Source organism: Mesorhizobium sp. P2_A8, from assembly GCF_056404935.1.
Window position 1 is genome coordinate 95,495 of the sequence record NZ_JBFUDB010000007.1, and the last position, 25,891, is coordinate 121,385.

Consider the following 25,891-nt stretch of genomic DNA (forward strand, 5'->3'; position numbering starts at 1 on the left):
TAAAACTCTTGACTGAAGTGCTGCCGATCGTTGCGAAACGACCGCTTCTGGAGTGGTTTTTATGTGCCATGCAGCTCGCCTCGGCGCAACGTCAACCACTTGTTAACCTTAACGGCCCCGACCCGTGAACAAGTGTTAACGACGCTGGCACGCTTCCTGCTCCGCAACGCATGTAGGTCATCGGAGGGCGCCCTTCTGTTCACCGATGGGACATCAGACGACAGATTGCGCGGAGCAGCATAGCATGAACCAGAACGGATCGATCACGCTGTTCCAATATTGGAACCGCCTGCGTGACGGACGCCCCGCCCCCAAGCGTTCGGAGGTCGAGCCGGCCGACATAAAGTCGCTGCTGGCCGACACCTTCATCTTGGAAAGGGACACGCGCGGGCAAGCCGTTTTTCGGCTGGCCGGCACCAGGCTTTGCGCCTGCTATGGCCGCGAACTCAAGGGGTTCTCCTTTCCGTCGCTGTGGCGCGAGAAGGATCAGCGGCTCGTCTCGCGGCTGATCCATGGCGTCTTCGACCAGAAGTCGGTCGTGCTCATCGCCTTCGAGGGTTTCAGCCGCAACGGCCGGTCCAACAAGTTCGAACTGCTCGCCTTGCCGCTCGACGGCGGCGTTGAAAATCCGCGCTGCCTGGGCGTGATCAGTGCTGTGGAGAAGCCCTTCTGGCTGGGGGCCGACCCGATAACCGACGCCTTGATCGATTCGATCCGCGTCATCGATCCGGAGAAGGAACTCCTCAACAATCGCCCGGCGATCAATGTTCCCTCGCTCGTTCCCGACGAACTCGGGGCACCGGAGACCATATCGGCGCTCGGTCGCGCGCGCCGCATCCGCCATCTCGTCGTCTTCGACGGTGGGCGCGAGGAATAGGCGGCAAATCGCGCCCGTAACGGCACCTGCTTTTCCCCTTTGTTAACCCCCATTGTTGTACTTCTCTGATGAAGTTCCTCGCATCGACGCGCGGGATGCCAAACGAGGTATAGGCAGTCATGAGGTCAGCGGCGATCGACTATGCGCCGTCCCAAGCTGAAAGGCGTAACTTTCAGCGCGTCCGGGTCAAGATCTACGGGCGCTTCATGCTGGAAGATCGCACCGAACACCCCTGCCAGGTCGTCGACATGTCGCCGGGCAATGTGGCGTTTCGCACCGATCGCATCGGCATGCCCGGCGAAAAAGTCATCGCCTATATCGACCATATCGGCCGCATCGAGGGTGTCGTCACGCGGACCTTGCAAGACGGTTTCGCGATGACCGTCATCGCGTCCGACCGCAAGAAGGACAAGCTTGCCGCGCAGTTGACCTGGCTGGCCAACAAGCACGAGCTCGACCTGCCGGAAGACCGCCGGCACGAGCGCGTTGCGCCGCGCAATCCGACCAGCGTGCTGCAACTCACCGACGGCCGTCAGTACCAGTGTCGTATCATCGACCTATCGCTTTCTGGCGCCGCGATCGAGATCGACGTCAAGCCGGCGATCGGCATCCAGGTCATGCTCGGCACCATGCGCGGGCAGATCGTTCGTCATTTCGAGGACGGCGTCGCCATCGAATTCGCCGTCATCCAGCGTCCCGAAACGCTTGATTCGGAATTCAACACGCCACGCACCTGACAGGCCGACAGAAGCACTCTATGAAACAGGCCCTTCGCGGCCGGTTTTTTGTGGTTCAGGAGACCGTTGGTCGAGATGCTTTGGCCAAGGTTGCAGCAGCTGCCCCGGAAGGCCTGTATGACATCGAGCCCTGGAAGGCGCCCGGGACGTCCAAACAATTTAATACTCAAATGATTCAAATTTTATGTTTATTCTATTGAGGTTTTACTCAATATCTACTTCGCGCTTTTGCCTCAAATAAATCCACATGTGGCAATGTCTCCTTCGAACGGGGAGACTACAACAATGAAGAAGACGAGGGGCAAGCTGTTGCTGGCGGCAATGGCGATGCAGCTCTCCGCTTGGGGATCAGCATATGCCGCGGGACCGGCCTATATGCACACCGGCGGACGCACCACGCAGCCTGTTGGCCATTATGAATTCTGCCAGCGCATTCCTGGCGAATGCAGCGAAAGGACGCCGAAGGGCGCGCCGGTCGAACTGACCCGCAAATTGTGGGCGACGATCGTCAGCATCAACAATTCGGTCAACACAAGGGTCAAGCCGCGCACCGACATGGAAAATTACGGTGTCGAGGAATACTGGGCCTATCCCGACAATGGCTATGGCGACTGCGAGGACTACGCGCTGGAAAAGCGCCGCGAATTGATGGATGCGGGCGTGCCCGCCGGCAATCTCCTGATGACGGTCGCGCGCCAGCCAAATGGCGACGGCCATGCGGTGCTGACGGTACGCACCAGCCTCGGAGAGTTCATCCTCGACAATCTGCAGACCAAGGTGCTGTCCTGGACGGACACCGACTACACCTACCTCAAGCGCCAGTCAGACCAGAACTCCGGTGTTTGGGTGACGATCAACGACGGCCGCTCCGACGCGGTCGCCAGCGTCCGCTAAAACAGAGGTCAAGCGCGTCGCAAGAATGCGACCGCCTAAGGAGAAACCCGGTCGAGTCCCCACCCTCCCCGTCCCCAACGACCGGGTCAAGGAGCCGGCCCCGTCCCCGGGCCGGCTCCACCATTTCTGGCGGTAACTCATTGAAATTCCGATAAAAGATACGATTTCAACGGCTTAGATTTCTGTTTGCCACATGCCTCTGCTACAACAGCAAAGTAGCGCGAACGGCGGTTCGGCAACGGTTTCGCCGGCTTCAGTTCGAAGCTCCCGCCAGCCGCAGGAAGTGTCGCATGCCGACCGAACCCCGATCACCGCGCCTTGCAGTTCTTATCGACGCCGACAACGCCTCTGCCAAGATTGTCGACGGCCTGTTCGAGGAGATCGCGAAGATTGGCGAAGCCAGCGTCCGCCGCATCTATGGTGACTTTTCAAACGCCCGATCGAAGGGATGGGCAGACGTCTTGTCAAAGCATGCGATCATCCCGCAGCAGCAGTTCGCCTATACCACCGGCAAGAACGCGTCCGATATCACACTGGTGATCGACGCCATGGACCTGCTCCACAGCGGTCGTTTCGACGGTTTCTGTCTGGTCTCTTCCGACAGTGATTTCACCCGGCTTGCTGCACGCATACGCGAACAAGGCGTCGATGTGTTCGGGTTTGGGGAGCAGAAAACTCCGGAAAGCTTCCGGCAAGCATGTCGCCGTTTCGTCTACACCGAAAATCTTCTGCGGGGCACGGCGAACATTCAGGATGCCGCGCCCGCAACCAAGCCGCTTCAAGTGCCCAGTGCTGCGATGCCCATACTCAAGAAAGTCATTGGTCAGATGGAAAGCGAGGATGGTTGGGTCCTGCTCGGCACCTTTGGAAAACAGTTGTCAAACCTGTTTTCCGATTTTGATCCCCGTACCTACGGTTTCAGCAAATTGAGCGATCTGGTGCGGAGTACAGACGCATTTGAAATCGAAACCCCGAAGGGCGGAGCCATGCGAATACGGACCAAGCCCGCGGCTGGGAAAAAGGTAAAAAACAAAGCCACATAGCGACGTCTGGCGGGTCACAGGTCCCACCGACCCGCCAAGCACATCAGGCGACCGCCTTTCCACGGGCAGGAGATCGAGGCACAATAGGCCGTTGGTTTCGCCTTCTGGATCGCGGTGATGTTGGAAATCCCGGAAGATCGATGCGAGCGCCATCGTCTGTTCAAGGCGATCGACGATGCCTTCAAAGCCGGCGATTTCGAGGGCCTCGGTGTGGCCCTGGGCGGGTCGCCCTGCTGGTTCAACGAGCGCATGCCATTCGAGTTCGGCCTCGGGCACCCGCTGGAGTATGCGATCTATTGGAGCCCCGTAGGCTTCATCTCGACTTTGCTGGATGCGGGCTCGGATCCGAATTATCAGGATCACGGTGGGTTTCCGGCAATCATTGCCGCGCTGTCCACTGACCGGGCCGACAGACTGGAAATTGTGCGGGTGCTGATCGAGGGTGGCGCCGACCCCAACATGCGGGGCGTGAACGACTGGACGCCGCTTCACTATTCGGTGGCCATCCGTAGCGTCGAGGCGATCCGCCTGCTTTTGGCGGCGGGCGCCGACCCGGCGCTCGAAACCCGCATCGATGACTACAGGACAGCCACCGAGGAAGCCGACATTGCCGGCTTTGAAGCCGGCGCTTCCTTGCTGCGCGATGCGATGGCCAGGCGCGGCTCTAACCGACGGTGAGTTGGGGCGCGATGAAACCATCGGCCGGACACGCTGGCCTCAAACCTTCTTCAATCCCCCCTTGAAGCGCTTGCCATTGGCAACGTAGTGAGCCGCCGAGCCGCGCAGTCTGGCAATAGCCGCGTCGTCCAGCACCCTGATTGCCTTGGCCGGCGAGCCGACGATCAGCGAATTGTCCGGAAATTCCTTGCCTTCGGTGACCAGTGCCCCGGCGCCAACCAGCGAATTCCTGCCGATCCTGGCGCCGTTCAGCACGATGGCGCCCATGCCGATCAGGCTGTTGTCGCCGATCGTGCAGCCATGCAGCAAGGCGCGGTGGCCGATCGTGCAGCCTTCGCCAATCGTCAGCGGGAAGCCGGGATCGGTGTGCATGACCGTGTGTTCCTGCACATTGGTGTCGGCGCCGATGACGATGGGTTCATTGTCGCCGCGAATGACGGTGCCGAACCAGATGCCGGCATTGCGGCCGACGCGTACATCGCCGATCAGAGTCGCATCGGGCGCGATCCAGTTTGAGTCCACATCCGCGAAGCTGGGCTCCGCTCCATCGATCGCATAAAGCGGCATTTTCGGTCTCCGAATCGTCTCAGCCTGGAAGGCTGGAGCCTAGGAGACCGATCGCCCACGAGGCAATGGCGAGCACGACGACGCCCAGCGCCAGCGCCCAGGCAATCGCCGTGCAACCGCAGGACATCAGCGCCAAGGTCGATATGCGGCGCTCCCGCCGGGCATCGAGGGCGTCGTTGACCAACATGAAGGGGCCTGCACAAGCGGTGGCGAGCAGCGAGCGCAGCAGATGCGACGGCGACACATAGGGCTCAGTGAAGGCGACCTTGCGGCCCGACACCAGCTCCATCATCGATCCAGCCAGCCCGCAGGCCGTCAGTCCGACGACAAAAGCGAATACGGTGAGTGCCAGAGAGCTCATCTTTACGTTCCATTTACCATGAAATTGCACAGTCGTGCCATGAAGGCTGCAAGAGCCGTGCCGTGCGATGTGTGCCGCCCAGGGACACCCAAAGGCGCACAGCAGCGTGGATCCGAGGACTGAGATGAAACAGGCAGCGACCACCGACGGCCCCGAACTCACCGTGGTCGATTCCGTGCTGATGAGGCGGGTGTTCTACGCATTCGCGGCGCTGGCGCTGCTGTCGGTAGCGATCAGCCTCGGCGGCAAATGGTTCGGCCATTCGATCGCGATGGCCGGATACACCGACGACCCAACGATCCACCAGGTGGTGATCGGCAACAATGTCATCGCCGTGCCGGCCAACGCCATCCGTTTCGCCCAGGCGCGACGCGACGGCATCGCCTCGCGGCTCGACCTTTATCTGCGCTATCCCCAGATGGACGGCTACAGCGAGCCGGCGCGCGACGATTTCAATCACATGGGAGCGAGCAGGAACATCATTTTCCTGTCCTTCGAACAGCAGATGATGTCGCGCGACATGAGCGGTCGCTTCGCGCCGATCTACAGCGCTTTGATTACCCAACCCGGCATTGCCGGCCCCGGCGGCACGACGGTGTATGGCTTCAATGAAAAATCAGGCTACCTGAATGAGGATCTGGTTGTCGGCAAGCGCCCCGGCAAGGACCCGTTCGTGGCCCGCTGCCTGAGCGGTCCGAGTGCCGAGGAATCGCTGGCGCCCTGCGAGCGCGACATCCAGATCGGCGACGAGCTCAGCCTCACCTATCGCTTCCCCAGGGAGTTTCTGGACGATTGGCAGGCGCTCGACGCGGCAATTGCCACCGAAGCCGCGCGCATCCTGAAAACAGGACATTAAGCGGTTTACCGTTTAACGGAAATGCAGAACCGCTCTATCTCTTTGTTTTGACGCAGTTCCGGACGGAAAACCGTTTCACACTTTTCCTGGAATTGCTCTAGGAAAGCTTGGAGATCGGGCTGGCCGGCCGCATTCGTGGCGGAGCCGGCCGAGCACTGGATGGCTGGCTCAGGCCAGATCGATGTCGAGGATCGCCATCGAAAAATTGTAGTCGCCGTCGTCCTCGTCCTTGAAGACGATGCCGAGGAACTCGTCGCCGACATACACCTCGGCCGAATCTTCCTTGCGCGGCCGTGCCTTGACCTCGATCTTGGGGTTCTGGAAGACGCGCTTGAAATAGGCGTCCAGCTTTCTGATTTCGTCCGGCTTCAACAGTCTTCTCCGATCATCGGGCTTGCTCGTTCGAAGGCGCTTCTGGCACGTCGACAATGGCGATGTAAAGGCAAGCGGCCCGATAAGACGAGAACAACCGCCCGCTCTTGCCTGCGGCTAGACTCCGGCTACAGGCAGCGGGCAGATGAAAATCAGATGTCGAAGCTGACGACCTGATCCATCGTCTGTGACGGCAGAAGCTGGTCCATCTGGCGCGACGGCTGATCGCAGCCGGTCTCACCGACGACGCGGGCGGGCACGCCGGCAACCGTCTTGTTGTGCGGCACAGGCGACAGCACCACCGAGCCTGCCGCGATCTTCGAGCAATGGCCGATTTCGATGTTGCCGAGGATCTTAGCGCCGGCTCCGATCAGCACGCCGTAGCGGATCTTGGGGTGACGATCGCCGCCGGCCTTGCCGGTGCCGCCCAGCGTCACGCCATGCAGGATCGACACATCATCCTCGATGACCGCGGTCTCGCCGACGACGAGGCCGGTGGCGTGGTCGATGAAGATGCCCTTGCCGATGCGGGCGGCCGGGTTGATGTCGGTCTGGAAGACCGACGACGAACGGCTCTGCAGGTAAAGGGCGAAGTCCTTGCGGCCCTGCTTCCACAGCCAATGAGCCAGCCGATGGGTCTGGATGGCGTGAAAACCCTTGAAATAGAGCACGGGCATGATGAAGCGGTCGCAGGCCGGATCGCGGTCGTAATAGGCCTGGATGTCGACGCGCACGGTCGTCGGCCAGTCCTTGTCGTCGGCCAGCATGGACTTGAAGGTCTGGCGGATGAGATCGGAGCCGATGTCCTGATGGTCGAGCCGCTCGGCCAGCCGATGGATGACCGCTTCTTCCAGGCTGTCCTGGTTGAGGATGGTCGAATAGAGGAACGCGGCAAGCAGCGGGTCGCGGTTGACCGCCTCCATCGCCTCGTCGCGGATCGAGCGCCAGATCGGGTCGACCGGCTGCAATGCGCTGTGTCGGGAAATGCTGATGCTGTTCATCGCCGTCTCGTCCTGCGTCCTGCCGGGCTTGCTTGTTGTGCTTGCCTGTTGTCTGGCGGCACATATAAGCCAGATCGTAGCACGATTGAACTCAATTTTCCTTAGTGCTGTGTCAAATGGATTTGGTTCGCGGGAATTCAAGCAGCCATGGAAAACGAACCCTTGATCGATGAGCCACTGAAAGCGAGCCTTCCGCGCTTGACCGCGGAAGGTGTAGCGGTCTGGTGGCCAGCGTGCCCAAGTTCGCCGCGATGGCGATGACGCCGCAACAATGGCCGCTGTTCAAGTCGGCAGCGGCTTGCCGGCCTGTTCCGCTACCATGTATTCGGCGTACCAGTCGGGCCAGTTCTCATCCCGCTGTCCGCCGGTCCGCTTCTCGTGCTCGCCATGCGCGGCCGCCGCACGCCGCAGCGCGGCGGCAAGCTTGGTCGACGAGGTGAATGTCGTGTCGAGGGCATCCACGCGCCCCGGCAATCGCTGGGTGATCTCCTGCAGCAGCCAGTTGTTGCCATCCGGATCGCTGAACGAGGCATAGGAGGAATAACTGCGCCCCTCAGGATGTCTGCCGCTGATCGGCGGCTGCCCAGGGCCCGCACGGTGGAACACTTCGCTCGCATCGACCCCGCGCGCCACGAGTTCGGCACGCGCCGCCTCGATATCGGACACCACGAGATAAAGCCCCTTTGCCGAGCCTGGCGCGGCGGTCGTCAGTCCCTTGCCAAAATGGATCGAGCATGGTGACCCCGGCGGCGTGAACTGCACGACCCGAAACGCATCGCCAACGACGAAGTCGGCGTCGAGCCTCCAACCCAGGCCACCATAGAACCGCTTGGCCCGATCGGCATCCGAAACGGAAATGACGACGGCCTCCAGCTTCATGTCGATAGTGGTCATGTCAGGCTCCTTGGGTTTGAGTGCTTTGAAAATGACAAGATGCGTCCGAGCGGGTGACCGCGTGGATCCTGCTCATGGCAAGGAGCTTCCCGCCGTCCTTCGATTTGGTCAATCGGGTGTGGCACCATGGCTCCCCCGCAGCCTTCCGCTGTGCCGTGTTTTGGCCGAGGATGCCGGGATCATCTCATTGCGTGGATAGTGACGCAGCCATGGAAAACGAACCCTTGATCGACGAGCCGCTGAAGCGCGAGCTTTCGGCGCTCTACAGCGCGAAAGACCGCCACTATCACAACCTGGCCCATATCGAGGCGATGCTTGCGCTCGCAGGCGACTATCGAGGGCTGCTCGATGACCCCGAAGCCGTCGAAGCGGCGATCTGGTTCCATGACGCCATCTATGACAGCAGGGCCAAGGACAACGAGGCGCAAAGTGCCGCCCTTGCCGAGAAAAAGCTCGCGGGCCGCACTGAAGCCGGGCGCCTCAACCGCATCTCGGCGATGATCGTCGCTACCGCCACGCACCGACTGCCGCTGTTTGACGACGCGACGGCAGCACGGGATGCCGGTCTTTTCCTCGACATGGATTTGTCGATCCTGGGTGCCGCGCCGGATGCCTTCGACGCCTATGAACGGTCGGTTCGGCGCGAATATGCCTGGGTGGAAGAGCCGATGTGGCGGGCCGGCCGCAGCGCGGTCCTGAAGAATCTCCTCGCCCGCCCGCACATCTTCCACACCGAAGAGTTTCGCCAGCGCTTCGAACCGCAGGCCCGAGCGAACATGGCGCGGTCTCTGGAAGCCCTCACCGCAGGCTGAGAACAGTCAGGTGAAGGCGCCTGTCGTCGATGCCATCGCCGCAAGGAGAGCCAGCCCTGCCATCACCGACAGGCCGTTGAGAATGATCCGGAGAATGCCAAGCGCACGATTGTCGTTCCAACGCACCAACGCCATCACGCCGAAAACCGCACCGGTAACATGCGCTAACGGTGCGGCGAGCAGGAATACCGCCATGAAGAAACCCGTGGCGATGTTCTGGGTGAGCTGCGAAGCGTCGCTCGGCATCGCCACCAGGATGGTTATCGCAATCGCGCCCGCCGCGAATGCCGACAGCGCCAGGACGACTGAACGTTAGGCGAGCAAACCCTGCACGACCGCGTCCGGTATGGCTGCCGTGCTTCTGCCCATTGTGCCACTGTTGCCCGCTCCCCTCACCGTCCGCTCAGAGCGGATTTTCGGCATAGAACTCCAGCACGCGTTGCTTGAAGGCCTTGTCCCCGACCGCCAGCATATGGTCGCGGCCCTCGATGTGAAAGGCCCTGGCGTTCGGCATCAGCGCTGCAAGCTCGTCGGGCGAGCCGCCAATGTCGTCCGTCGTGCCGACGGCAACCAGCGTCGGCTGGGCGATGCGGGCAAGATCCTCCTCGCTCAGCAACTCCCGCGAGGTGGCGATACAGGCGGCCAGCGCCCGGCGGTCGCTGCGGGTCTGGTCGGCGAAGGCGCGAAACGATTGCCCGCGCCGATGGGTGACCGTGGTCGGATCGTCGGCAAGAAGGGCGGTTGCGATCGGATCCCAATCGCCGACACCGTCGATCATACCGATGCCGAGACCGCCGAAGACCAGCGTCGCCACCTTGTCGGGATCGGACAGCGCCAGGAACGCGGCGATGCGCGCGCCCATCGAATAGCCCATGACATGGGCGCGCTCGATGCCGAGGTGGCCGAGCAAGGCTGCGGCATCCGAAGCCATCTTGACCGGCGTGTAGTCGGCCTCGTCATAACTCTTCGAAGAAGAGCCGTGGCCGCGATTGTCGAAGGCGATGGCGCGGTAACCGGCATCATTCAGCGTCTTGAACCAGCCAGGCGACACCCAGTTGACATAGTGGCTCGAGGCGAAGCCATGGATCATAAGCACCGGATCGCCCTGACCCGACGCCGGCTGGCGGTCGAGGAAGGCAAGATCGAAGCCGTCATGGGTGAAAACCTGCATCAGCGACCCCGCCCGCGCACTCAACCGGCACCGCCGTTGGGCGCATCGCCATTGTCCGCTGGCGGCATGCTGGGACCAGACACGGTGCCAACGGCCGGGTGGCGCAACAGGTCGCCATACTCGATGCCGTTCCTGGCAGCGGTGCCAGCCTTGAGCTCGAGCACGAAGCGCACCGGCACGCCAGGCGAAATGATGGCCTCGGATTGCGGATCGCCATGCTTGATCGCCCGGATCTTGCCGTCCTGGCCGACGAAAATCAGGTCCAGCGGCATCGGCGTGTTCTGCATCCAGAAGCTGACCTGCTGCTGGATATCGAAGACGAACAGCATGCCACGGTCGTCCGCCATGTCCTGGCGGTACATCAGCCCAGCCTCGCGCTCCGAGGGGGTGTCGGCGATTTCAATCGAAAAAGAGCGGTTCCCGCTCTTCGTCACCACAATTAGCGGCACCGAATCGACGGGAAGAAGCATCGCCCGGCTGTCCGCCGCGGTCGGCTGGTCGGAATAGAAGTAAGCGCCCGCGGCAACGGCCACGGCGACAATGGCGCACACCACACCCGCCGTCAGCCAGTTCCTGTGAGCCATTCAAAGTCCTCGACCGAAATCGTCCTAGTGCGAAGCCGGCAAGGTGCCCATATCGGGGTGAATTTCGGCAGCCATAAGGCCTTTGTCGCCGCGTCCAAAACGAACCAGCACAACTTGTCCGGGCCGAAGCTCGGTGATGCCGTAGCGGCGCAAGGTTTCCATGTGGACGAAGATGTCCTCGGTGCCCTCGCCGCGGGTGAGAAAACCAAACCCCTTGGTGCGGTTGAACCACTTCACCAAGGCGCGCTCGAGGCCGCTTTCCGGCGTCACCGCGATATGGGTGCGCTGCTCCTGCATTTCGGCGGGATGGACTGCGGTGGTCAGGTCCATGGAGAGCACCCGGAAGGCTTGCAATCCGCGATCGCCATGCTTGACGAGGCAGACCACGCGCGCACCCTCCAGGGCCGTCTGGAAGCCATCCCTTCGAAGACATGTCACATGGAGGAGGATATCGCCCGAGATGCCGTCATCCGGGAGGATGAAACCATAGCCCTTGGCCACATCGAACCACTTGATGGCGCCGGCGATTTCGAGCAGATCGGCGGCATCGCCGCCTTCGTCACGATGCAAGGCGTCGCCAAGGGGTCCGTCCTGCCCCGTCAAAGAGGCCTTTTCCCCCATAAGAATGCCCCCTTTTTTCAAGAACACCGCAACTGATTCTTGACGCTAGATTAACACTGCGGCTTCCGGTGTGTGCAAGACCTGACGTGCCTTTTTTCACGGTTCATTGGGGGAATACCGGATTTGTTCTTTGCCGGCACTGTGCACTGCCGAACGATTGCCCTTTGACCGGGTCGACCCTATGTTGCGCCGCAACGCAATTTATCGAGGAAATGACATGCGCTATCTGCACACCATGGTCCGCGTCGCCGACGTCGATGCCTCGCTCGACTTCTACTGCGCCAAGCTCGGCCTCAAGGAGGTGCGCCGCTACGAAAACGAGCAAGGCCGCTTCACGCTGATCTTCCTCGCCGCGCCGGAAGACGAGGAGAGCGGCGTCAACGAAAAGGCGCCGCTGGTCGAACTGACCTACAATTGGGACCCGGAAGACTATAAGGGCGGGCGCAATTTCGGCCACCTCGCCTATGAGGTCGACGACATCTACGCCACCTGCCAGCATCTGATGGACAATGGCGTCACCATCAACCGGCCGCCGCGCGACGGCAACATGGCCTTCATCCGGTCGCCGGACGGCATTTCGATCGAGCTCCTGCAGAAAGGCCCGGCCAAGGCCAAGGCCGAACCTTGGGCTTCGATGGCGAACACCGGAAGCTGGTAGGCTTCGACCATGGCGCCGGGCAGAGATTGCCCGGCAGCCTTTGGCATTTTGCACGACGGCACCTATCTATCCGGCTGTCGCGCCAGGCTGGCAAGTCTGGCGCCATGTCAAGCAATGGGCGCCTGCCCTCCCGGAGAATTCACTCATGCCGACCAGCCGTGCCGAAGTCCCCACCGAACATGCCAGCCGCTATTTGCAGCAACTGTGCAAGCACTGGGCGCATAAATTCCCCGTCGAGTTCGATCCGAACCACGGCACGATCGATCTCTCGCTCGGGCGCACCGTCATGGATGCCGATGCGAGCGCACTGCATATCACGGTGTCAACCGAGGAAGGCGGATCGCTGGAGCGCCTGGAAAGCGTCGTCGCCGATCACATCAAGCGTTTCGCTTTCCGCGAAGAACTGACCTTCGACTGGAAGCCCGCCACGGCAGCGCAAACGACCAGCTAAGCTCCGCCGGCCTGACCTGCCATCTCCTGTAGCGCCAGCACCGAGCGCCAGTTGCGCGCGGTGCCCGGCACTTTCAGCGTGCGCGGGATCAGCCCGGCAAAAACCGATTTGCCGAGCCCGTCCGGCGCGTGCAGATAGAGCACGTCGCCCCTGATCTCGAACCGTTCGGGGCCGGTACACTTTTCGGCCAGCCGCGCCACCTCATCGCCGGTCGGCTCGCGCTCAAGCACATAGGCATGGAGCTTGGTCGGCTCTTCGGCGATCTCCGGGTATGGATTGTCCGCGACCAGCCGCTCGAACCAGCCGAGATCGCGCACCATGATGCGCGAATGAAATCCCCATTTCTTCTCGAAGGCTGTTTCGATCTGTTTCGTCAGCGCCGCCGCGTCAGCCTTCTTCGCCCGGAACACGGCGTTGCCACTCTGCACATAGGTGGCGACATCGGAGAAGCCGAGATCCTCGAAGAACGACCGCAGCTCCGCCATCCTGACGATGCGGTTGCCGCCGACATTGATGCCGGAAAACAGTGCGACGAAGGTTCTTCCTCGACCACTCATATGATGAACCCGGCCAGTGTCTCGTTGTCGGTGATGTCCTGATACTGGACGCCCTCGGCCTCGAAGTTCGCCTTGAGCAGGTCGAAATTGCGGCGATCCCTGGTTTCGATGCCGATCAGCACCGAACCGAAATTGCGGGCCGATTTCTTCAGATATTCGAAGCGGGCGATGTCGTCGTCGGGCCCAAGCAATTCAAGGAAATCGCGCAACGCACCCGGCCGCTGCGGAAAGCGGATGATGAAGTATTTCTTCAGGCCCTCGAAGCGCAGCGCCCGCTCCTTCACGTCAGGCAGCCGCTCGAAATCGAAATTGCCGCCCGAAACCACCGCGACGATCGTCTTGCCCCTGATCTCCTTCTTCGAAAAATCCTTGAGCGCGTCGATCGCCAGCGCGCCAGCCGGCTCCAGCACGACGCCCTCGACATTGAGCATCTCGATCATGGTGGCGCAGAGCCGGTTTTCGGGGATCAACCGCACGGTGTCGGCCGGAAAATCCTTGAGATGACGCAACGGCTCGCGGCCGATCTCGGCCACCGCGGCTCCATCGACGAAATTGTCGACCTTGGCGAGCTTCAGGCGCTTTCCGGCAGACAGGCTTTCGCGCAGGCTCGGCGCGCCGGCCGGCTCGCAGAAGACGAAGCGCGCTTCCCGGCCCTGATCGGCGAAATAATGGGTGACGCCGGCGGCCAGCCCGCCACCGCCGACCGGCAGCAGGATGATGTCGGGCATCCGTGCGCCCGGCATCTGATCGGCAATCTCATAGGCGACAGTAGCTTGCCCCTCGATGATGTCCTTGTGGTCGAAGGGCGGCACCATGTGAGCGCCGGAACTTTCGGTGAATTCGAAGGCGGCGCGATAGCAATCGTCGAAGAAGTCGCCGACCAGCCTGATCTCGACGAAATCGCCGCCGAACAGCCTGGTCTTGTCGATCTTCTGCTGCGGCGTCGTCACCGGCATGAACACCACGCCCTTCTTGCCGAAATGGCGGCAGACGAATGCGAAGCCCTGCGCATGGTTGCCGGCGGATGCGCAGACGAACAGTTCGGCCTCGTTGCCGGCCGCGAGCGTCTTGCGGAAGAAGTTGAAGGCGCCACGGATCTTGTAGGAGCGCACCGGCGACAGGTCCTCGCGCTTCAACAGCACCCGCGCACCGGTCTTCTTCGACAGATAGTCGTTCTCCTGCAGCGGCGTTTCCGGAAAAATCTGGCGGATCGCGGCGGCCGCGACTGCAACGCGGGAAGAAAAACTGTTCATCGGAAAACCACCTCGCACCGCGTGTCGTCTGCGGAACCTCTATCATTGATCGGGCCGCGCACCCGCTGTTGTTGAGCGCCCTGCCGTCGCGCGGCCGATCCCGGCTATTGCATATCCGGCCCCGCGACGCCATTGTCCGGCCATCCATGCCCCTCCGCAACGGGCATTCGCAGAATCTTTGCAAGCACTTGGAGGCGTTTGTTCATGCCTGTCGCATCGGTTGGCCTGAAATCCATGTTGTTGCCGGAATTCGGCGAACCGACGGTGATGCCGCTGGTTGCGCGCGCCAGTCACGAAAGCCGCATCGCGGCACTGACGGCGATAGGCGCCAAGGCCGGCCTCGACGCCTTCGCCATCTACGGCGACCGCGAACACGCGGCCAATGTGGCATATCTCTCGGGCTACGATCCGCGCTTCGAGGAAACGCTGCTGATCATCGTCCCCGGACGGCAGGCAAAACTTCTCGTCGGCAATGAAGGCTGGGGCTATGCCGAACTCTGCGACGGGCCGTACGAGCGCGTGCTCTATCAGACCTTCTCGCTACCGGCGCAGCCGCGCGATCGCTCGGACGCGCTTCCCGACATCCTCGCCGATTGCGGCCTGAAACCCGGCCAGCGCATCGGCGCCATTGGCTGGAAGCCGTTCGGCGCGGGTGACACCGGGTTCGGCGAAACGGCGCTCGACCTGCCATCCTTCATCGCCGATACGCTACGCGCGCTCGCTGGCGACAAGGGTGCGGTTGTGAACGCGGCCAATCTGCTAATGAACCCCACCGACGGCCTGCGCGCCCTCAACGAGGCCGACCAACTGGCTGCCTTCGAGTTTGCAGCGACCTTCACTTCGCAGGGGCTGCGCAATGTCCTGCAAGGCATCGAGCCCGGCATGACCGAACTGCAGGCGGCCCGGCTGATGGGCATGAACGGACTGCCGCATGGCTGTCACCCGATGCTGTCGGCAGGCAAGCGCGCCGCCTATGGCCTGCCCAGCCCGCGCCTCGATGTCATCCGGCGCGGCGACCCGATCACCATGGCCTATGGCATCCAGGGCGCGCTCAATGCGCGCGCCGGCTTCCTCGCCGAGGATGGGTCCGAGCTTCCTCCTGACATCCGCGACTATGTCGACAGGCTGGTCGCGCCCTATTTTGCCGCCGTCGTCGACTGGTACGAAGCAATCGGCATCGGCACCGCGGGGGGCACGCTGTGGAAGGCGGTGCATGACCGCATAGGCGATCCGTTCTTTGGTGTTTCACTCAATCCAGGCCATCTCGTCCATATCGACGAGTGGATGCATTCTCCGGTGTTTTCCGGCTCCGACATCAGGCTGCGATCCGGCATGGCGCTACAGGTCGACATCATTCCGGCGACCGGCAGCGCCTATTTCACCACCAATATCGAAGACGGCATCGCGCTCGCCGACGAGCCTCTGCGCGAGGAGATCGCAGCGCGTTATCCCGAGGCCTGGGGCCGCATCGAGGCGCGGCGCGGCTTCATGGCGGATGTGCTCGGCATCCGCCTCAAGCCGGAGGTACTGCCCTTTTCCAACATTCCGGCGTTTCTCCCGCCATTTTGGCTTTCGCGCAACAGTGCGATGGCCGTAACCGGACGCTGATCATATTTCGGCTGGACACGACTTAGTTCTGCCGCACTCTGGCTGTCCGGAGGTGTCGCGGGGGTAGACAGGCCTTTTGGCCGGAGTTGGAATTTCTAAGTGCCTTTGAAGAAGATCTTTGCCGTTGTCCTCGCCTTGCTCGTTTCCGGCTGCGCCGGCACGCAAACGCAGGAACTGCTTGGCAGCGCCATCGTCGCTGCGCCGGTGACGGAGATTGCCGGCAACCACAGCATCTTCATCGCCACGACGCGCAAGAAGTCCGACGATCCAAACAAGGTTTTCGACGGTGAGCGTTCGGCCACGCTGAATTACGCCCGCGTCAATGTCACGGTGCCAGGTGCCCACCAGACCGGCCAGATCGAGCGCCGTTCGCGCGGCAAATCGAATGACCCGGCCAAGTATTTCATGGCATCCGAAGTCGTCGGTTACGACACACAGCCGAAATTCTCCGCCGCGCTCAACGCCGACATCGCGGCGCGTGGCGGCCGCGTCATGGTCTTCGTGCATGGCTACAACACCGGCTTCGACGACGCCGTCTACCGCCTGACCCAGATCGTCCATGATTCCGGCTATCCGGGCACGCCAGTCCTGTTCTCGTGGGCCTCAGGCGCCAAGACCACCGACTATGTCTATGACAAGGAGAGCGCCAGCGCGGCGCGTGACCAGTTGGAAGTGACGCTGCGGATGCTGGAGCAGTCCGGCGCGCGGCGCATCGACATTGTCGCCCATTCGATGGGGACTTGGGTCACCATGGAAACGCTGCGCCAGATGGCCATCAGCGGCGACCGCGATCTCGGCGGCAAGCTCGGTGACGTGGTGCTGGCCTCGCCCGACATCGATGTCGATGTGTTCAAGAGCCAGATGCGGCGCTATGGCAAGCCCGACAAGCCATTCATCCTGCTGTTGTCCGACGACGATCGGGCGCTGAGGCTCTCCGGGCTGATCGCCGGCTCGCGGCCGCGCGTCGGCGACTACAAGGATGCCGCCGATCTTGCCTCCTACGGCGTGACGGTCGTCGACCTCTCGAAGGTCAAGGGTAGCGACAGCTTCAACCACACCAAATTCGCCGACAATCCCGAACTGGTGAAGATGATCGGCCAGCGGCTGCGCGACGATGACGGTTTTGCCAGCGATCGCGACGTGACCGATCGCATTGGCCTGCTCGGGCAATAGATGCATTCGCGAGGCTTTCGCGGTGCCAGTTCAGCATTGCGGACATATCGCTTCACTTTGAACTGGACCGCGCCGGCCTCTGGCTTTATCGGAATAGCCAGCGACGTCATGCGTTTGACGTCCCCCTTTGCGGGAGCCGGCGTGTGACCGTGCGTTTGAAGAGTTTCCTCATCGTCGCGTTCGCGCTCGCTGTCACTGGCTGCGCCGGCCAGAAGACGCATGATCTGCTCAACAAGACGACGGTCACGGTGCCCGCCTCCGACATTGCGGCGACGCATGAGATCTTCGTCGCCACGACACGCCTGAGGGCCACAAAGGACCCGCGACAGGTGTATGGCGGCGATCGCTCGCTGACCACCAGCTTTGCGCGGGTCGACGTCACAGTTCCCAAAAGCCACAAGGTCGGCGCCATCGAGCGGGTCAAGGGATCAGCAAACAGCAATCCAGCCAAGGATTTCACCGCCAAGGACGTCACCTTCTACGAAGGCGCGCCGCAATTCGCCAAGGCGGTTGGCGCCGACATCGCCATGCGCGGCGATCGTGCGCTGGTTTTCGTGCACGGCTTCAACAACGGCTTCGACGACGGCATCTACAGACTGACGCAGATCGCCCACGACACCAAATATCCCGGCACGCCGGTGCTGTTCTCCTGGGCGTCGAGCGGCAAGCCGACCGGCTATATCTACGACAAGGAAAGCGCCAACGCGGCGCGCGACGACCTCGAAGCGACGCTCAGGATGCTGACCAAGACGCGCGTCAAGAGCATCGACATCATCGCTCACTCGATGGGAACGTGGGTGACGATGGAGGCGCTGCGGCAGCTCGCCATCACCGGGGACCGCGACCTCGACGGCAAGCTCGGCTATGTCATCCTGGCCTCGCCGGACATCGATGTCGATGTGTTCAAGAAGCAGATGATCCGCTACGGCAAACCCGACAAGCCGTTCGCCATCCTGCTCTCGGCGGATGATCGGGCTCTCAAGCTGTCCTCCCTGATCTCGGGCGACAAGCCGCGTGTCGGCGACTACGGCAATGCGGCCGACCTCGCCAGCTATGGCGTGTCGGTCGTCGACCTTTCCCAGGCCAAGGGTGGCGACCGCCTGAACCACGCAAAATTCGCCGACAACCCGATCCTGGTGCAATTGCTCGGCGACCGCCTGCGCGCGCCAGCCGGCCTGGCCTCGGCCGAACCCGATCAGGCGCAGCTCAACAATCTCGGCCAGGGCCTCGGCAAGGCGGTCGGCTCGGTGGCCGAGGTCGTCATCACCACGCCGTTCAAGGTGCTGACCATCGCCACTGGCGGATGAAAACCGAGCGGTGACGACCGATCTCAAACGAAGAGATCGACCTTCTGGAATGTCGTCACGTCGATCAGCCCGACGTCGGAAATCCTGAGTTCCGGAATGACCACCAGCGCCAGCAGCGAGTGCTGCATATAGGCGTTGTTCAACGAACAGCCCATCTTGCGCATCGCCTCGGTGAGCTTCTCGGCCTTGGCGGCAACGATCTCCGCCCGCTCGTCCGACATCAGCCCGGCGATCGGCATTTCAACCAGCGCCAGTTCCTTGCCTTTCGAGAACAGCACGACACCGCCGCCGACTTCCCCCAGTCGATTCACGGCCAGCGCCATGTCCTGCTTGTTGGTGCCGACGACGATGATGTGATGGGAATCGTGCGCCACGCTGGAGGCCATGGCGCAATCGCCCATATAGCCGAAGCCGGAGACGAAGGCGTTGGTGACACCGCCGGTGCCCCTGTGGCGCTCGACCAGCGAGATCTGGCAGACATCGTTGCGGCGATCCATGGCGACCAGCCCATCTTCGACCGGCAGATCGGCCTCCAATGCCCGCGTCGGTGCCTGGTTCTCGATGACGCCGATGACCCGCACGCGCACCTCGTTGGCGCCCTTGGGGGCCGCAATGTCGAAGTCGCCGGCCTTGAGTTTCTTGCCGAGCTTGACGGTGTTCTTCGCCGTCTTCGGGTAGTCATAGGCTGGAATGTCGATTTCGAGCTTGCCGCCCTTGGCCAGCCTGACGCCGCGCGCATAGACCTCATCGATGGTCATGGCGGAAAGATCCGAGACGATCAGCAGGTCGGCCAGCCGCCCTGGCGAGATCGAGCCGACCTCGCGTTCCAGTTTGAAATGCTGGGCGGTGTTGAGCGTCGCCATCTGGATTGCCGTCACCGGCTTCAACCCCTGTTGGATGGCGTGGCGCACCACCCGGTCCATATGGCCCTCATGGACCAGCGTGCCGGAGTGGCTGTCGTCGGTGCACAGGATGAAGTTGCGCGGGTCGATGCCGCTCTCGGTCACCGCCTTGATCTGCGAGGCGACGTCATACCAGGCCGAGCCCAGCCGCAGCATCGCCTTCATGCCCTGGCGCACGCGGGCAATGGCATCCTCGGCGCGCGTGCCCTCGTGGTCGTCCTCGGGGCCGCCGGCGACATAGCCGTGGAACGGCAGGCCGAGATCGCGCGAGGCATAGTGGCCGCCAACCGTTTTTCCTGCTTTCACGGTAGCCGCGATCTCGCCGGACATGACCGGGTCGTTGGCGGCGACACCGGGAAAGTTCATCACCTCACCCAGCCCGATGATGTTCTCCCACGTCATCGCTTCCGCCACATCGGCGACCGTCAGCTCGGCGCCGGCATGTTCCAGCCCCGGTGCCGAAGGCACGCAGGACGGCATCTGCACATGCACGTTGATGGGCATCGCGACGGCTTCGTCATGCATCAGCCGCACGCCCGGCAGGCCCAGCACATTGGCGATCTCGTGCGGGTCGATGAACATCGAAGTGGTGCCGTGCGGAATGACCGCGCGGCAGAACTCGGTCACCGTCACCATGCCGCTCTCGACATGCATATGCGCGTCGCAGAGACCGGGCACCAGATAGCGCCCACCGGCGTCGACCACCTTGGTGCCCTGGCCGATGGCATGGCTGGCGTTCGGCCCGCAATAGGCGAAGCGCCCGCCGGCAATGGCGATGTCGGTGCCGGCGATGATCTCGCCCGAATGGACGTTCACCCAGCGGCCGTTGCGGATGACGAGATCGGCAGGTGTGCGCCCCATGGCGACATCGACCAGCTGCGTCGCCATCTCGGTCCAGGGTTTGGGTTTCGTCGCATGGGCCGACGGCTTCTTTGCCATGAAAGACTCCTGTTTGCCCGACTGTGCCAAGCCGGTGCGGTTTTGACCAGCGTCAAACAGCGGAGAGCTTGGGATCTACTGCGCCTTATGGAGCCTACTGGGCCTTCACGTCGATCGTGACTTTCGCCTTTCCGGCCGAAATCCGTTCCGCCAGACGGCTGAGTTCACCCTTGGCGAACCGGCCGCTGATCAGGACCTCGCCGCCGAGGATGGGTTCGACCAGCCGCGGCGACATCACGACGCTGCCGCCCACGCTGAGATCGATCGTCCTTCCGACATTCGCCTTGGTGAAGGCTGCGAATGCCTGCGTACTGTCCGGTGTCATCTTGAGGTTGAGCGCCACTTGTCCTGGCGCCGGATCGGGTACGACCACCGCCTTGGCAATGGCCAGCGTCAATGGCTCGGCCATGGCGAAGCCGCAGGCAAGGAGCGCGATGGCCGCTGTGTTGATCAGGCGAAACAAGGCACGCATCAGGATTTTCTCCACAACCGCCGATCCTGCACGGCAATGCTGCCGCGGCAATGCCGCCTCTTCGGGCTGCCCTCCCCGGGCATGGCGAGAGCGACATCGGCCGAAATAGGATTCCGTTTTGTCGCAAATCGGGTTAGGTTCCCCGAAAGGACCTTTCTGAACCGCCATTTCGGGGAGTTCGATGTGCGTCGCCTGATGGTCGCAAGTGCCGGTTTTCTTGCCGCTCTGGCCGTGCCGGCTTTCGCGGCCGACCCTATGGTCGACGTGCCGATGACCGCACCCGGCTTCGACTGGACCGGCTACTACGCCGGCCTGCAGGCAGGATATGGCTGGGGCCAATCCGATATATCAGGAACAGAGGGCGAGCCATTTTCCGCCTCGCCCGACATCGACGGCGGTTTTGTCGGTGGCCATATCGCCGGCCTGTGGCAGTTCGACCAGGCGGTGCTCGGCGGCGAGGCCGACCTCAACTATTCTTCGGTCGACGGCACGACCGAAGCGGAGCCGGGAAACACTTTCGGCACCGACATCAAATGGTTCGGGTCGATCAACGCCAAGGCCGGCTACGCCATGGACCGCACGCTGGTCTACGGCATTGGCGGCATCGCCTTTGCCGGCATCGAAACCTCGCAAGCGACAGGCACGGCCTTCGACAGCTCACGCACGAGTGTCGGCTGGACCGTGGGCGCCGGCGTCGATTACGCGCTGACCGACAAGTTCGTCGTCGGCGCGCAGTATCGCTACTACGATTTTGGCTCCGAGCACTATGACGCGTCCGGTGATTTCACCGACCGCGATCAGGATGTGAAGCTGAACACAGTCGGCATCAATCTGAGTTACAAGTTCTGAACCTCGCCGGCAGCGGGACGCCACCGGCCAATATCGTAGCTGCGATTTCAAGGGGGCGGCCGACGCTCCCAGTTGGGCGGGGTAATGGGTTGGGCCTGAGAGGCGCCGGCCGTAGCGGATCTGATCCGCCGAAGAATATTGTAGCAGTGCCTGCAGCGCGCATAATTCCGTGATCACACCAGTACCGCCACGCCAGCTTGTCTGGTTTCCGCATTCAGACGTGGCCGAGAACACGACTTGACGGCCTGCGTCTGGCGTCTGAAAAGGGCTGGCCTGCGGACGTGGCGGAATTGGTAGACGCAAGGGACTTAAAATCCCTCGATCTCTGATCGTACGGGTTCGATTCCCGTCGTCCGCACCATTTTCGGCTGCCGCGCCTCCAGGCAAAGTAGGCTGCCTCGGACGATCCAGGGACCGCAACCGAACGGCAGCCGGCGTGCGGTGTCCCGCCGGCTACTTGGCGAAAGCTTTCACGGCCTCTCCGGTGAGGCCAGCCCTTACTTGATGTAAACCAGCACGTAGCGGTTCTTGTAAGGCTGGTAATACTTCGTCCCGCATTTCCAGACCACGGCCCCACCGCTGTAGGTGGTCTTCACGCATCCTTTGGGCAGGGTCGTGATGTAGATGGTCGTCCTCTGGATCACGACCGTCTTTGCTTCCACCGGACTGACGAGGCGAAACCCCAAAATGCCGTCCAAGCCGTTGCCTGCCACCGAAGAGATCGCAAGCATGCCACAAGTGACGACCGCGCGACTGAACAAGCTGCTACAGATCATAAGCTTTCCCCTTCCTCTCCTTACAGGCAGCCTACCAGCAACGGGTAAAGTCTCAAAGGACTTAAAATCCCTCGATCTCTGATCGTACGGGTTCGAGTCCCGTCGCCCGCACCACGTGTCGCCAGCCGCTTCATGCCCTTAGGCGCGTCCCTGCGAGGGTCCCCGGACGCATGTCCAGAGCCGTTCGCGCATCTCGCAAGTGCATCTGGACACCAGCCGCCATGAGTCGCATTCTGCTTACGGGGGAAGGGCGTGGATAAACTTAACATAGGTGCTGATCAGGCTAATCGTTGGCGAGACCGCGCTCTGCTCGGTCGCCGGAGGCGCCTTTCGCATAACGTCGTCTCGTGGGCGATCATCGGCCTGGCGCTGGCTGCCGGCCTCGCTGTCAGATTCCTCACCCGCGATTACACGCCAACAGATGCCGGCCTCTTCGTCCAGTGGTATGAACTGGGTCTTTCGGCGGGGGCGGACAGCCTGCGGCAGGGGCTGACGAACTACGCTCCGCTGTACAGCTATGCATTCTATGCCATCACACTTGTGCATGACCGGCTGCCGGTCTTCGCCTCCATCAAGCTGATATCGCTGCCCTTCGAATTGGGTTGCGCGGCTATGGCCTATCGGCTCGTCGCAACCTCGACCGACTCGTTCACTCGGCCAGCTTGGGCATTTGCAGCGGTCTGGCTGGCCCCGAGCGTCATCTTCAATGGCGCCCTGTGGGCCCAAGCCGATGCGATCTGGACGTTCTTCATCATGGTTTCCCTGCATGCGATCTGCCGGAGACGCCCGGTTGGGGCCATGGCGGCTTTCGCATTCGCCGTGAGCATCAAGCTGCAGGCCATTTTCTTCGGCCCCATGATCTTCGCCCTCGTTCTGCGACGCGAGCTCCACTGGCCATGGCTGGCTCTGGTCCCAATTGTCTATGCGCTGACCGCCGTTCCTCTGCTCCTACTCGGCAGGTCCGTCCTTGACGTGCTGCTGGTTTATCAGGCCCAGGCCGAGTTCTTCCAGGAGCTCTCCAAGAACGCCGCGAACCTCTGGATCTTCGTGCCAAACGAGTTCTACCACGCAGGGGTCGTTGTCGGCCTGGTGCTCGCCGCGCTGGCGGGATTAGCGTTTTCATTGAGAGTTGCCCGTGAGGCAGCCTGGACGCCGCTGTTTGCCATCCTGGCGGCGGCTGTCTGCCTGCAGCTGATGCCGTGGGCGCTGCCAAAGATGCACGAGCGCTACTTCTACGCCTTCGAGATCACCATGATGGTCGCCGCGTTCGCCGAGCCTCGCTTGACCTTTCTTGCCCTGGTCGCCCAGATCGACGCCCTTATCACCTATGTCGGCGTCGACCTCAACGACCACAGCGGACTTGGCATATGGGGGCCTCCTTTTGCCGCCATGATCAATACCGTCCTCCTAGTTGCCATGATCCGCCGGCTGACAACAGATCGCTATTTCGACGCAAGTCCCGCCTTCATGGCGGTGATAGTGTCGTACGTTCTTTGGACCCTGGTCGTGGCGGGTGCGGGGCGCGACAAAATGTTGACCTACTGGCCGGCCGCGAAGGACGACATCGCGGGCCTTTCGGCTTTTCTCCTGATCCTCGGCCTGGTCTCCTCGTCGATCGCCGCATCTTCATGGATCATCCGCAGTCGTCGCAAGCGCCCGTGATCCCCCATTTTTGCCGCCGGCTTTTAGGGATACCGCTTTCGACCAGTTCCGATTTAGAATTTCGAATATGGAATCGGTTTTCGACGATCTCAGCAAAGCCTTGGAAGGCAAACGAAACAACGCTCGGGTCGCGGTCACGTTGTTGGTGCTCGCTGGCATCGTCGCAGTAGGCCTTGGCATTGTGATTGCCTTGGACGGAAGACCTACATCCGAGATCCGGCAAAGCCCTCACAATCTAAAGATGTGGGGGGAGCGGCACGTCGTAGGTTAAGCGGTTATCACCCCATGCTTTCGTCGATTGATCGCGACATTCCAATGTCTTGACTACCAGACGCCGCGCGAGAACTTGGCTCGGGTTTTAGGTGGTACAGGCCATCGGCAAAGCGGCTTCGGCTGGATCGAACTCCTGTCAAACGCGCCCTTGCGATTGAAACTACACCTTTCGGCGGTAGCCTTCATGCGGATGCGCTCTGGCTCTTATATTAGAGTGAGCGCATGCTTCGGCTCAGCCAGCACAGCGCCTCCTCGAGCCTGGCTGGTCAGGCCCAGCGGCCACCGCTGCTAGTCCCCCACGACCCAAGCCGCTGGGCCGCCCCGGTAAAAAATCCGCTCCCGTCAGCGCTTTACTTTCGGCGTGATCTCCTCGACCCCCACCTTGTCACCGGTCTCCTTGCCGCCGCCAGCATTTGGCCTTGTCTCTGGTGGTCAGCACGGTCCGCCAATGCAGCTTCTCGAAAACGCTCACGATGTAGGAGGTGGCCGGTTTGTGCTCCACCTTTGGCTACTACCTTCGTTCATATGGGTGTGTTCCGCTTATATTAGCAGAAGCATATATATCGTCGCCAGCCGGCGCCGCCCCAACCCGCCCCGCCGGTCAGGCCCGGCGGCCTAGCTGCCAATCACACTGGCAACCAGGCCGCTGGGCCGCCCGGTGCCGGGCCGTTTCCCACAGCAAAGCCGGCATCATCGAAACAGCGAAATGTGCTCCGCCCCCCCACTCGCGCTGAAATCGTCGAGCACCCCCGCGCGAGGCGCCCGCTTGCACTCGCCTTCGGGTTGCGCGATTATTGCCTTGGGGACGGACGAAGGGGAATCAGATGGCGGCTGAAAAAAGGGCAATAGCTCTCGCAAAAAGGACGATAGCTCTCGAAAAATGGGATGTAACGATGAGCGAGGAGATGGGCCAAGTCGTCTTGCGCATGTTCCCGACGGCAGGCGAACCGTTCCCGGTCCTCCTTAGCCCTGGTCAGGCAACGAGATTGGGCCGTGATCTGCAGGATCCAAAGTTTCTTCCGAAACCTACGGTTCAATGACTGCTTGGCGCTCTGACTTGGCGCTATCGAAAGTTGGCTCCAGTCGCGATTGCGCTCCCTCTGCTGGCCCGTAGTCAGGAGTGGCCGTGAAGAACACCGGTCTGCGGTCGCGGCCGTGATGTTTCGCGACCGAAGAGCCGCCACCAGATCCCAATGTATTGAGCCGTGATCCGGGCCAAGCCTGTCGACCGGCGCTTGCTTACGACTTTGTCGCTTTGCAGCACACCTGACATCCCTCTGTTGCCAATAGCCCTCCGAAAGCTGCGCGGCCAATAGCGGGGGAAAACGTCCAAACAGGGTTCTGCTGCAGAGTTGCTAATATTAGGATTGGCTTTAGCCGGCTTGCCCCAACAAGAAACCCCAAGCCGGTTAGGCTCGGCGGCCTCTCGCCACCCCGACGGCTGTCGAGCCGCCTGAAAGCTTATGGCTGAATGAAAAAGCCTCGCCGCTCCATTTGCGAAGCGGCGAGACCCCCACCCGCCCCGACTGCCGGCCCCAACACC

At 61.9% G+C, this 25,891-nt stretch carries 30 protein-coding genes and 1 tRNA gene; 17 read left to right on the top strand and 14 right to left on the bottom strand.

Translation table 11 applies throughout. From position 1 onward, the window contains the following. Window positions 1-244: 244 nt before the first annotated feature. From AC1D10_RS20930 to AC1D10_RS20955, 6 genes are all read left to right on the top strand, one after another. Window positions 245-877, top strand: a complete 633-nt coding sequence (locus tag AC1D10_RS20930; protein WP_379097289.1) for a PAS domain-containing protein — start codon at window positions 245-247, stop codon at window positions 875-877. Window positions 878-996: 119 nt separating this feature from the next. Continuing rightward, window positions 997-1,614, top strand: a complete 618-nt coding sequence (locus AC1D10_RS20935) for a PilZ domain-containing protein (RefSeq protein ID WP_111542442.1) — start codon at window positions 997-999, stop codon at window positions 1,612-1,614. A 20-nt stretch (window positions 1,615-1,634) separates the two neighbouring features. Further along, window positions 1,635-1,814 (top strand): hypothetical protein, encoded by a 180-nt coding sequence (locus AC1D10_RS20940; RefSeq protein WP_477275167.1) that lies wholly within the window; start codon window positions 1,635-1,637, stop codon window positions 1,812-1,814. Window positions 1,815-1,899: 85 nt separating this feature from the next. Beyond that, window positions 1,900-2,508, top strand: coding sequence for a transglutaminase-like cysteine peptidase (locus tag AC1D10_RS20945; RefSeq protein WP_477275169.1), 609 nt, complete (start codon window positions 1,900-1,902; stop codon window positions 2,506-2,508). A gap of 290 nt (window positions 2,509-2,798) precedes the next feature. After that, the gene (locus AC1D10_RS20950; RefSeq protein WP_477275171.1) at window positions 2,799-3,551 is read left to right on the top strand and encodes an NYN domain-containing protein; all 753 of its coding nucleotides are present in this window, start codon (window positions 2,799-2,801) and stop codon (window positions 3,549-3,551) included. A 117-nt stretch (window positions 3,552-3,668) separates the two neighbouring features. Continuing rightward, on the top strand, window positions 3,669-4,229 hold the full coding sequence (locus tag AC1D10_RS20955; RefSeq protein WP_477275173.1) for an ankyrin repeat domain-containing protein: 561 nt from the start codon (window positions 3,669-3,671) through the stop codon (window positions 4,227-4,229). Window positions 4,230-4,268: 39 nt separating this feature from the next. On the opposite strand, the gene AC1D10_RS20960 is transcribed toward AC1D10_RS20955, so the two are convergent. Further along, on the bottom strand, window positions 4,269-4,796 hold the full coding sequence (locus AC1D10_RS20960; protein ID WP_477275175.1) for a gamma carbonic anhydrase family protein: 528 nt from the start codon (window positions 4,794-4,796) through the stop codon (window positions 4,269-4,271). Between the two features lie 19 nt (window positions 4,797-4,815). Further along, on the bottom strand, window positions 4,816-5,157 hold the full coding sequence (locus tag AC1D10_RS20965; protein ID WP_477275177.1) for a DUF6949 family protein: 342 nt from the start codon (window positions 5,155-5,157) through the stop codon (window positions 4,816-4,818). A 124-nt stretch (window positions 5,158-5,281) separates the two neighbouring features. Here AC1D10_RS20965 and AC1D10_RS20970 point away from each other — a divergent pair, with 124 nt between their 5' ends. Next, on the top strand, window positions 5,282-6,013 hold the full coding sequence (locus AC1D10_RS20970) for a hypothetical protein (protein ID WP_477275179.1): 732 nt from the start codon (window positions 5,282-5,284) through the stop codon (window positions 6,011-6,013). Between the two features lie 168 nt (window positions 6,014-6,181). On the opposite strand, the gene AC1D10_RS20975 is transcribed toward AC1D10_RS20970, so the two are convergent. The 3 genes from AC1D10_RS20975 to AC1D10_RS20985 all read right to left on the bottom strand — a co-directional run bounded on the left by AC1D10_RS20975 (window position 6,182) and on the right by AC1D10_RS20985 (window position 8,280). Beyond that, a complete protein-coding gene (locus tag AC1D10_RS20975; protein WP_091578397.1) occupies window positions 6,182-6,385 on the bottom strand; it encodes a DUF3126 family protein in 204 nt (67 codons plus the stop codon). Window positions 6,386-6,537: 152 nt separating this feature from the next. Next, window positions 6,538-7,386: a serine O-acetyltransferase gene (cysE, locus tag AC1D10_RS20980; RefSeq protein WP_379097267.1), complete on the bottom strand. Its 849-nt coding sequence runs from the start codon at window positions 7,384-7,386 to the stop codon at window positions 6,538-6,540. Window positions 7,387-7,668: 282 nt separating this feature from the next. Then, a complete protein-coding gene (locus AC1D10_RS20985; RefSeq protein WP_477275182.1) occupies window positions 7,669-8,280 on the bottom strand; it encodes a VOC family protein in 612 nt (203 codons plus the stop codon). Window positions 8,281-8,489: 209 nt separating this feature from the next. Between AC1D10_RS20985 and AC1D10_RS20990 the strand changes: the two genes are divergently transcribed. Continuing rightward, window positions 8,490-9,092, top strand: coding sequence for an HD domain-containing protein (locus tag AC1D10_RS20990; RefSeq protein WP_477275826.1), 603 nt, complete (start codon window positions 8,490-8,492; stop codon window positions 9,090-9,092). A 6-nt stretch (window positions 9,093-9,098) separates the two neighbouring features. Here the strand turns inward: AC1D10_RS20990 and AC1D10_RS20995 are convergent, their stop codons facing one another. Next, a complete protein-coding gene (locus tag AC1D10_RS20995) occupies window positions 9,099-9,287 on the bottom strand; it encodes a hypothetical protein (protein ID WP_477275184.1) in 189 nt (62 codons plus the stop codon). Between AC1D10_RS20995 and AC1D10_RS21000 the strand changes: the two genes are divergently transcribed. Then, window positions 9,286-9,408: a hypothetical protein gene (locus AC1D10_RS21000; RefSeq protein WP_477275186.1), complete on the top strand. Its 123-nt coding sequence runs from the start codon at window positions 9,286-9,288 to the stop codon at window positions 9,406-9,408. The genes AC1D10_RS20995 and AC1D10_RS21000 overlap by 2 nt on opposite strands. Window positions 9,409-9,495: 87 nt before the next feature. Here the strand turns inward: AC1D10_RS21000 and AC1D10_RS21005 are convergent, their stop codons facing one another. The 3 genes from AC1D10_RS21005 to AC1D10_RS21015 are packed head-to-tail and all read right to left on the bottom strand — an operon-like array spanning window position 9,496 to window position 11,468. Continuing rightward, window positions 9,496-10,263, bottom strand: coding sequence for an alpha/beta fold hydrolase (locus tag AC1D10_RS21005; RefSeq protein ID WP_477275188.1), 768 nt, complete (start codon window positions 10,261-10,263; stop codon window positions 9,496-9,498). A gap of 20 nt (window positions 10,264-10,283) precedes the next feature. After that, the gene (locus tag AC1D10_RS21010; RefSeq protein WP_477275190.1) at window positions 10,284-10,847 is read right to left on the bottom strand and encodes a DUF192 domain-containing protein; all 564 of its coding nucleotides are present in this window, start codon (window positions 10,845-10,847) and stop codon (window positions 10,284-10,286) included. Window positions 10,848-10,871: 24 nt separating this feature from the next. Then, on the bottom strand, window positions 10,872-11,468 hold the full coding sequence (locus tag AC1D10_RS21015) for a cold-shock protein (protein ID WP_477275192.1): 597 nt from the start codon (window positions 11,466-11,468) through the stop codon (window positions 10,872-10,874). A 217-nt stretch (window positions 11,469-11,685) separates the two neighbouring features. Here AC1D10_RS21015 and AC1D10_RS21020 point away from each other — a divergent pair, with 217 nt between their 5' ends. Together AC1D10_RS21020 and AC1D10_RS21025 are read left to right on the top strand one after the other, a co-directional pair. Further along, window positions 11,686-12,126, top strand: a complete 441-nt coding sequence (locus AC1D10_RS21020) for a VOC family protein (RefSeq protein WP_095090732.1) — start codon at window positions 11,686-11,688, stop codon at window positions 12,124-12,126. Window positions 12,127-12,271: 145 nt separating this feature from the next. Beyond that, complete coding sequence (locus AC1D10_RS21025; protein ID WP_477275194.1) at window positions 12,272-12,577, top strand: DUF2218 domain-containing protein; 306 nt, start codon at window positions 12,272-12,274, stop codon at window positions 12,575-12,577. Here AC1D10_RS21025 and AC1D10_RS21030 read toward each other — a convergent pair. Together AC1D10_RS21030 and ilvA are read right to left on the bottom strand one after the other, a co-directional pair. Next, window positions 12,574-13,134, bottom strand: a complete 561-nt coding sequence (locus AC1D10_RS21030) for a DUF1697 domain-containing protein (protein ID WP_477275196.1) — start codon at window positions 13,132-13,134, stop codon at window positions 12,574-12,576. The two genes, AC1D10_RS21025 and AC1D10_RS21030, sit on opposite strands and share 4 nt — an antisense overlap. After that, the gene (gene ilvA / locus AC1D10_RS21035) at window positions 13,131-14,387 is read right to left on the bottom strand and encodes a threonine ammonia-lyase IlvA (RefSeq protein WP_477275198.1); all 1,257 of its coding nucleotides are present in this window, start codon (window positions 14,385-14,387) and stop codon (window positions 13,131-13,133) included. Before ilvA ends, AC1D10_RS21030 begins: the two co-directional genes overlap by 4 nt. Before the next feature lie 204 nt (window positions 14,388-14,591). Here ilvA and AC1D10_RS21040 point away from each other — a divergent pair, with 204 nt between their 5' ends. From AC1D10_RS21040 to AC1D10_RS21050, 3 genes are all read left to right on the top strand, one after another. Continuing rightward, a complete protein-coding gene (locus AC1D10_RS21040) occupies window positions 14,592-15,995 on the top strand; it encodes an aminopeptidase P family N-terminal domain-containing protein (RefSeq protein ID WP_477275200.1) in 1,404 nt (467 codons plus the stop codon). 99 nt (window positions 15,996-16,094) lie between these two features. Beyond that, window positions 16,095-17,168 (top strand): alpha/beta hydrolase, encoded by a 1,074-nt coding sequence (locus tag AC1D10_RS21045; RefSeq protein WP_477275202.1) that lies wholly within the window; start codon window positions 16,095-16,097, stop codon window positions 17,166-17,168. A gap of 143 nt (window positions 17,169-17,311) precedes the next feature. Beyond that, on the top strand, window positions 17,312-18,475 hold the full coding sequence (locus AC1D10_RS21050; RefSeq protein WP_477275204.1) for an alpha/beta hydrolase: 1,164 nt from the start codon (window positions 17,312-17,314) through the stop codon (window positions 18,473-18,475). Between the two features lie 23 nt (window positions 18,476-18,498). Here the strand turns inward: AC1D10_RS21050 and ade are convergent, their stop codons facing one another. Both ade and AC1D10_RS21060 read right to left on the bottom strand, forming a co-directional pair. Then, window positions 18,499-20,316 carry an adenine deaminase gene (ade, locus tag AC1D10_RS21055; protein ID WP_477275206.1) on the bottom strand — a complete coding sequence of 606 codons (1,818 nt, stop codon included), beginning with the start codon at window positions 20,314-20,316 and terminating at the stop codon, window positions 18,499-18,501. A gap of 94 nt (window positions 20,317-20,410) precedes the next feature. Beyond that, window positions 20,411-20,788, bottom strand: a complete 378-nt coding sequence (locus tag AC1D10_RS21060) for a SecDF P1 head subdomain-containing protein (protein ID WP_477275208.1) — start codon at window positions 20,786-20,788, stop codon at window positions 20,411-20,413. Between the two features lie 183 nt (window positions 20,789-20,971). Here AC1D10_RS21060 and AC1D10_RS21065 point away from each other — a divergent pair, with 183 nt between their 5' ends. Both AC1D10_RS21065 and AC1D10_RS21070 read left to right on the top strand, forming a co-directional pair. Further along, the gene (locus AC1D10_RS21065) at window positions 20,972-21,637 is read left to right on the top strand and encodes an outer membrane protein (RefSeq protein ID WP_477275210.1); all 666 of its coding nucleotides are present in this window, start codon (window positions 20,972-20,974) and stop codon (window positions 21,635-21,637) included. A gap of 275 nt (window positions 21,638-21,912) precedes the next feature. Further along, a tRNA-Leu gene (locus AC1D10_RS21070) sits at window positions 21,913-21,998 on the top strand. Window positions 21,999-22,134: 136 nt separating this feature from the next. On the opposite strand, the gene AC1D10_RS21075 is transcribed toward AC1D10_RS21070, so the two are convergent. Then, the gene (locus AC1D10_RS21075) at window positions 22,135-22,413 is read right to left on the bottom strand and encodes a hypothetical protein (RefSeq protein WP_477275212.1); all 279 of its coding nucleotides are present in this window, start codon (window positions 22,411-22,413) and stop codon (window positions 22,135-22,137) included. Window positions 22,414-22,665: 252 nt separating this feature from the next. Between AC1D10_RS21075 and AC1D10_RS21080 the strand changes: the two genes are divergently transcribed. Continuing rightward, window positions 22,666-24,075: a hypothetical protein gene (locus tag AC1D10_RS21080; protein WP_477275214.1), complete on the top strand. Its 1,410-nt coding sequence runs from the start codon at window positions 22,666-22,668 to the stop codon at window positions 24,073-24,075. Window positions 24,076-25,891 lie beyond the last annotated feature (1,816 nt).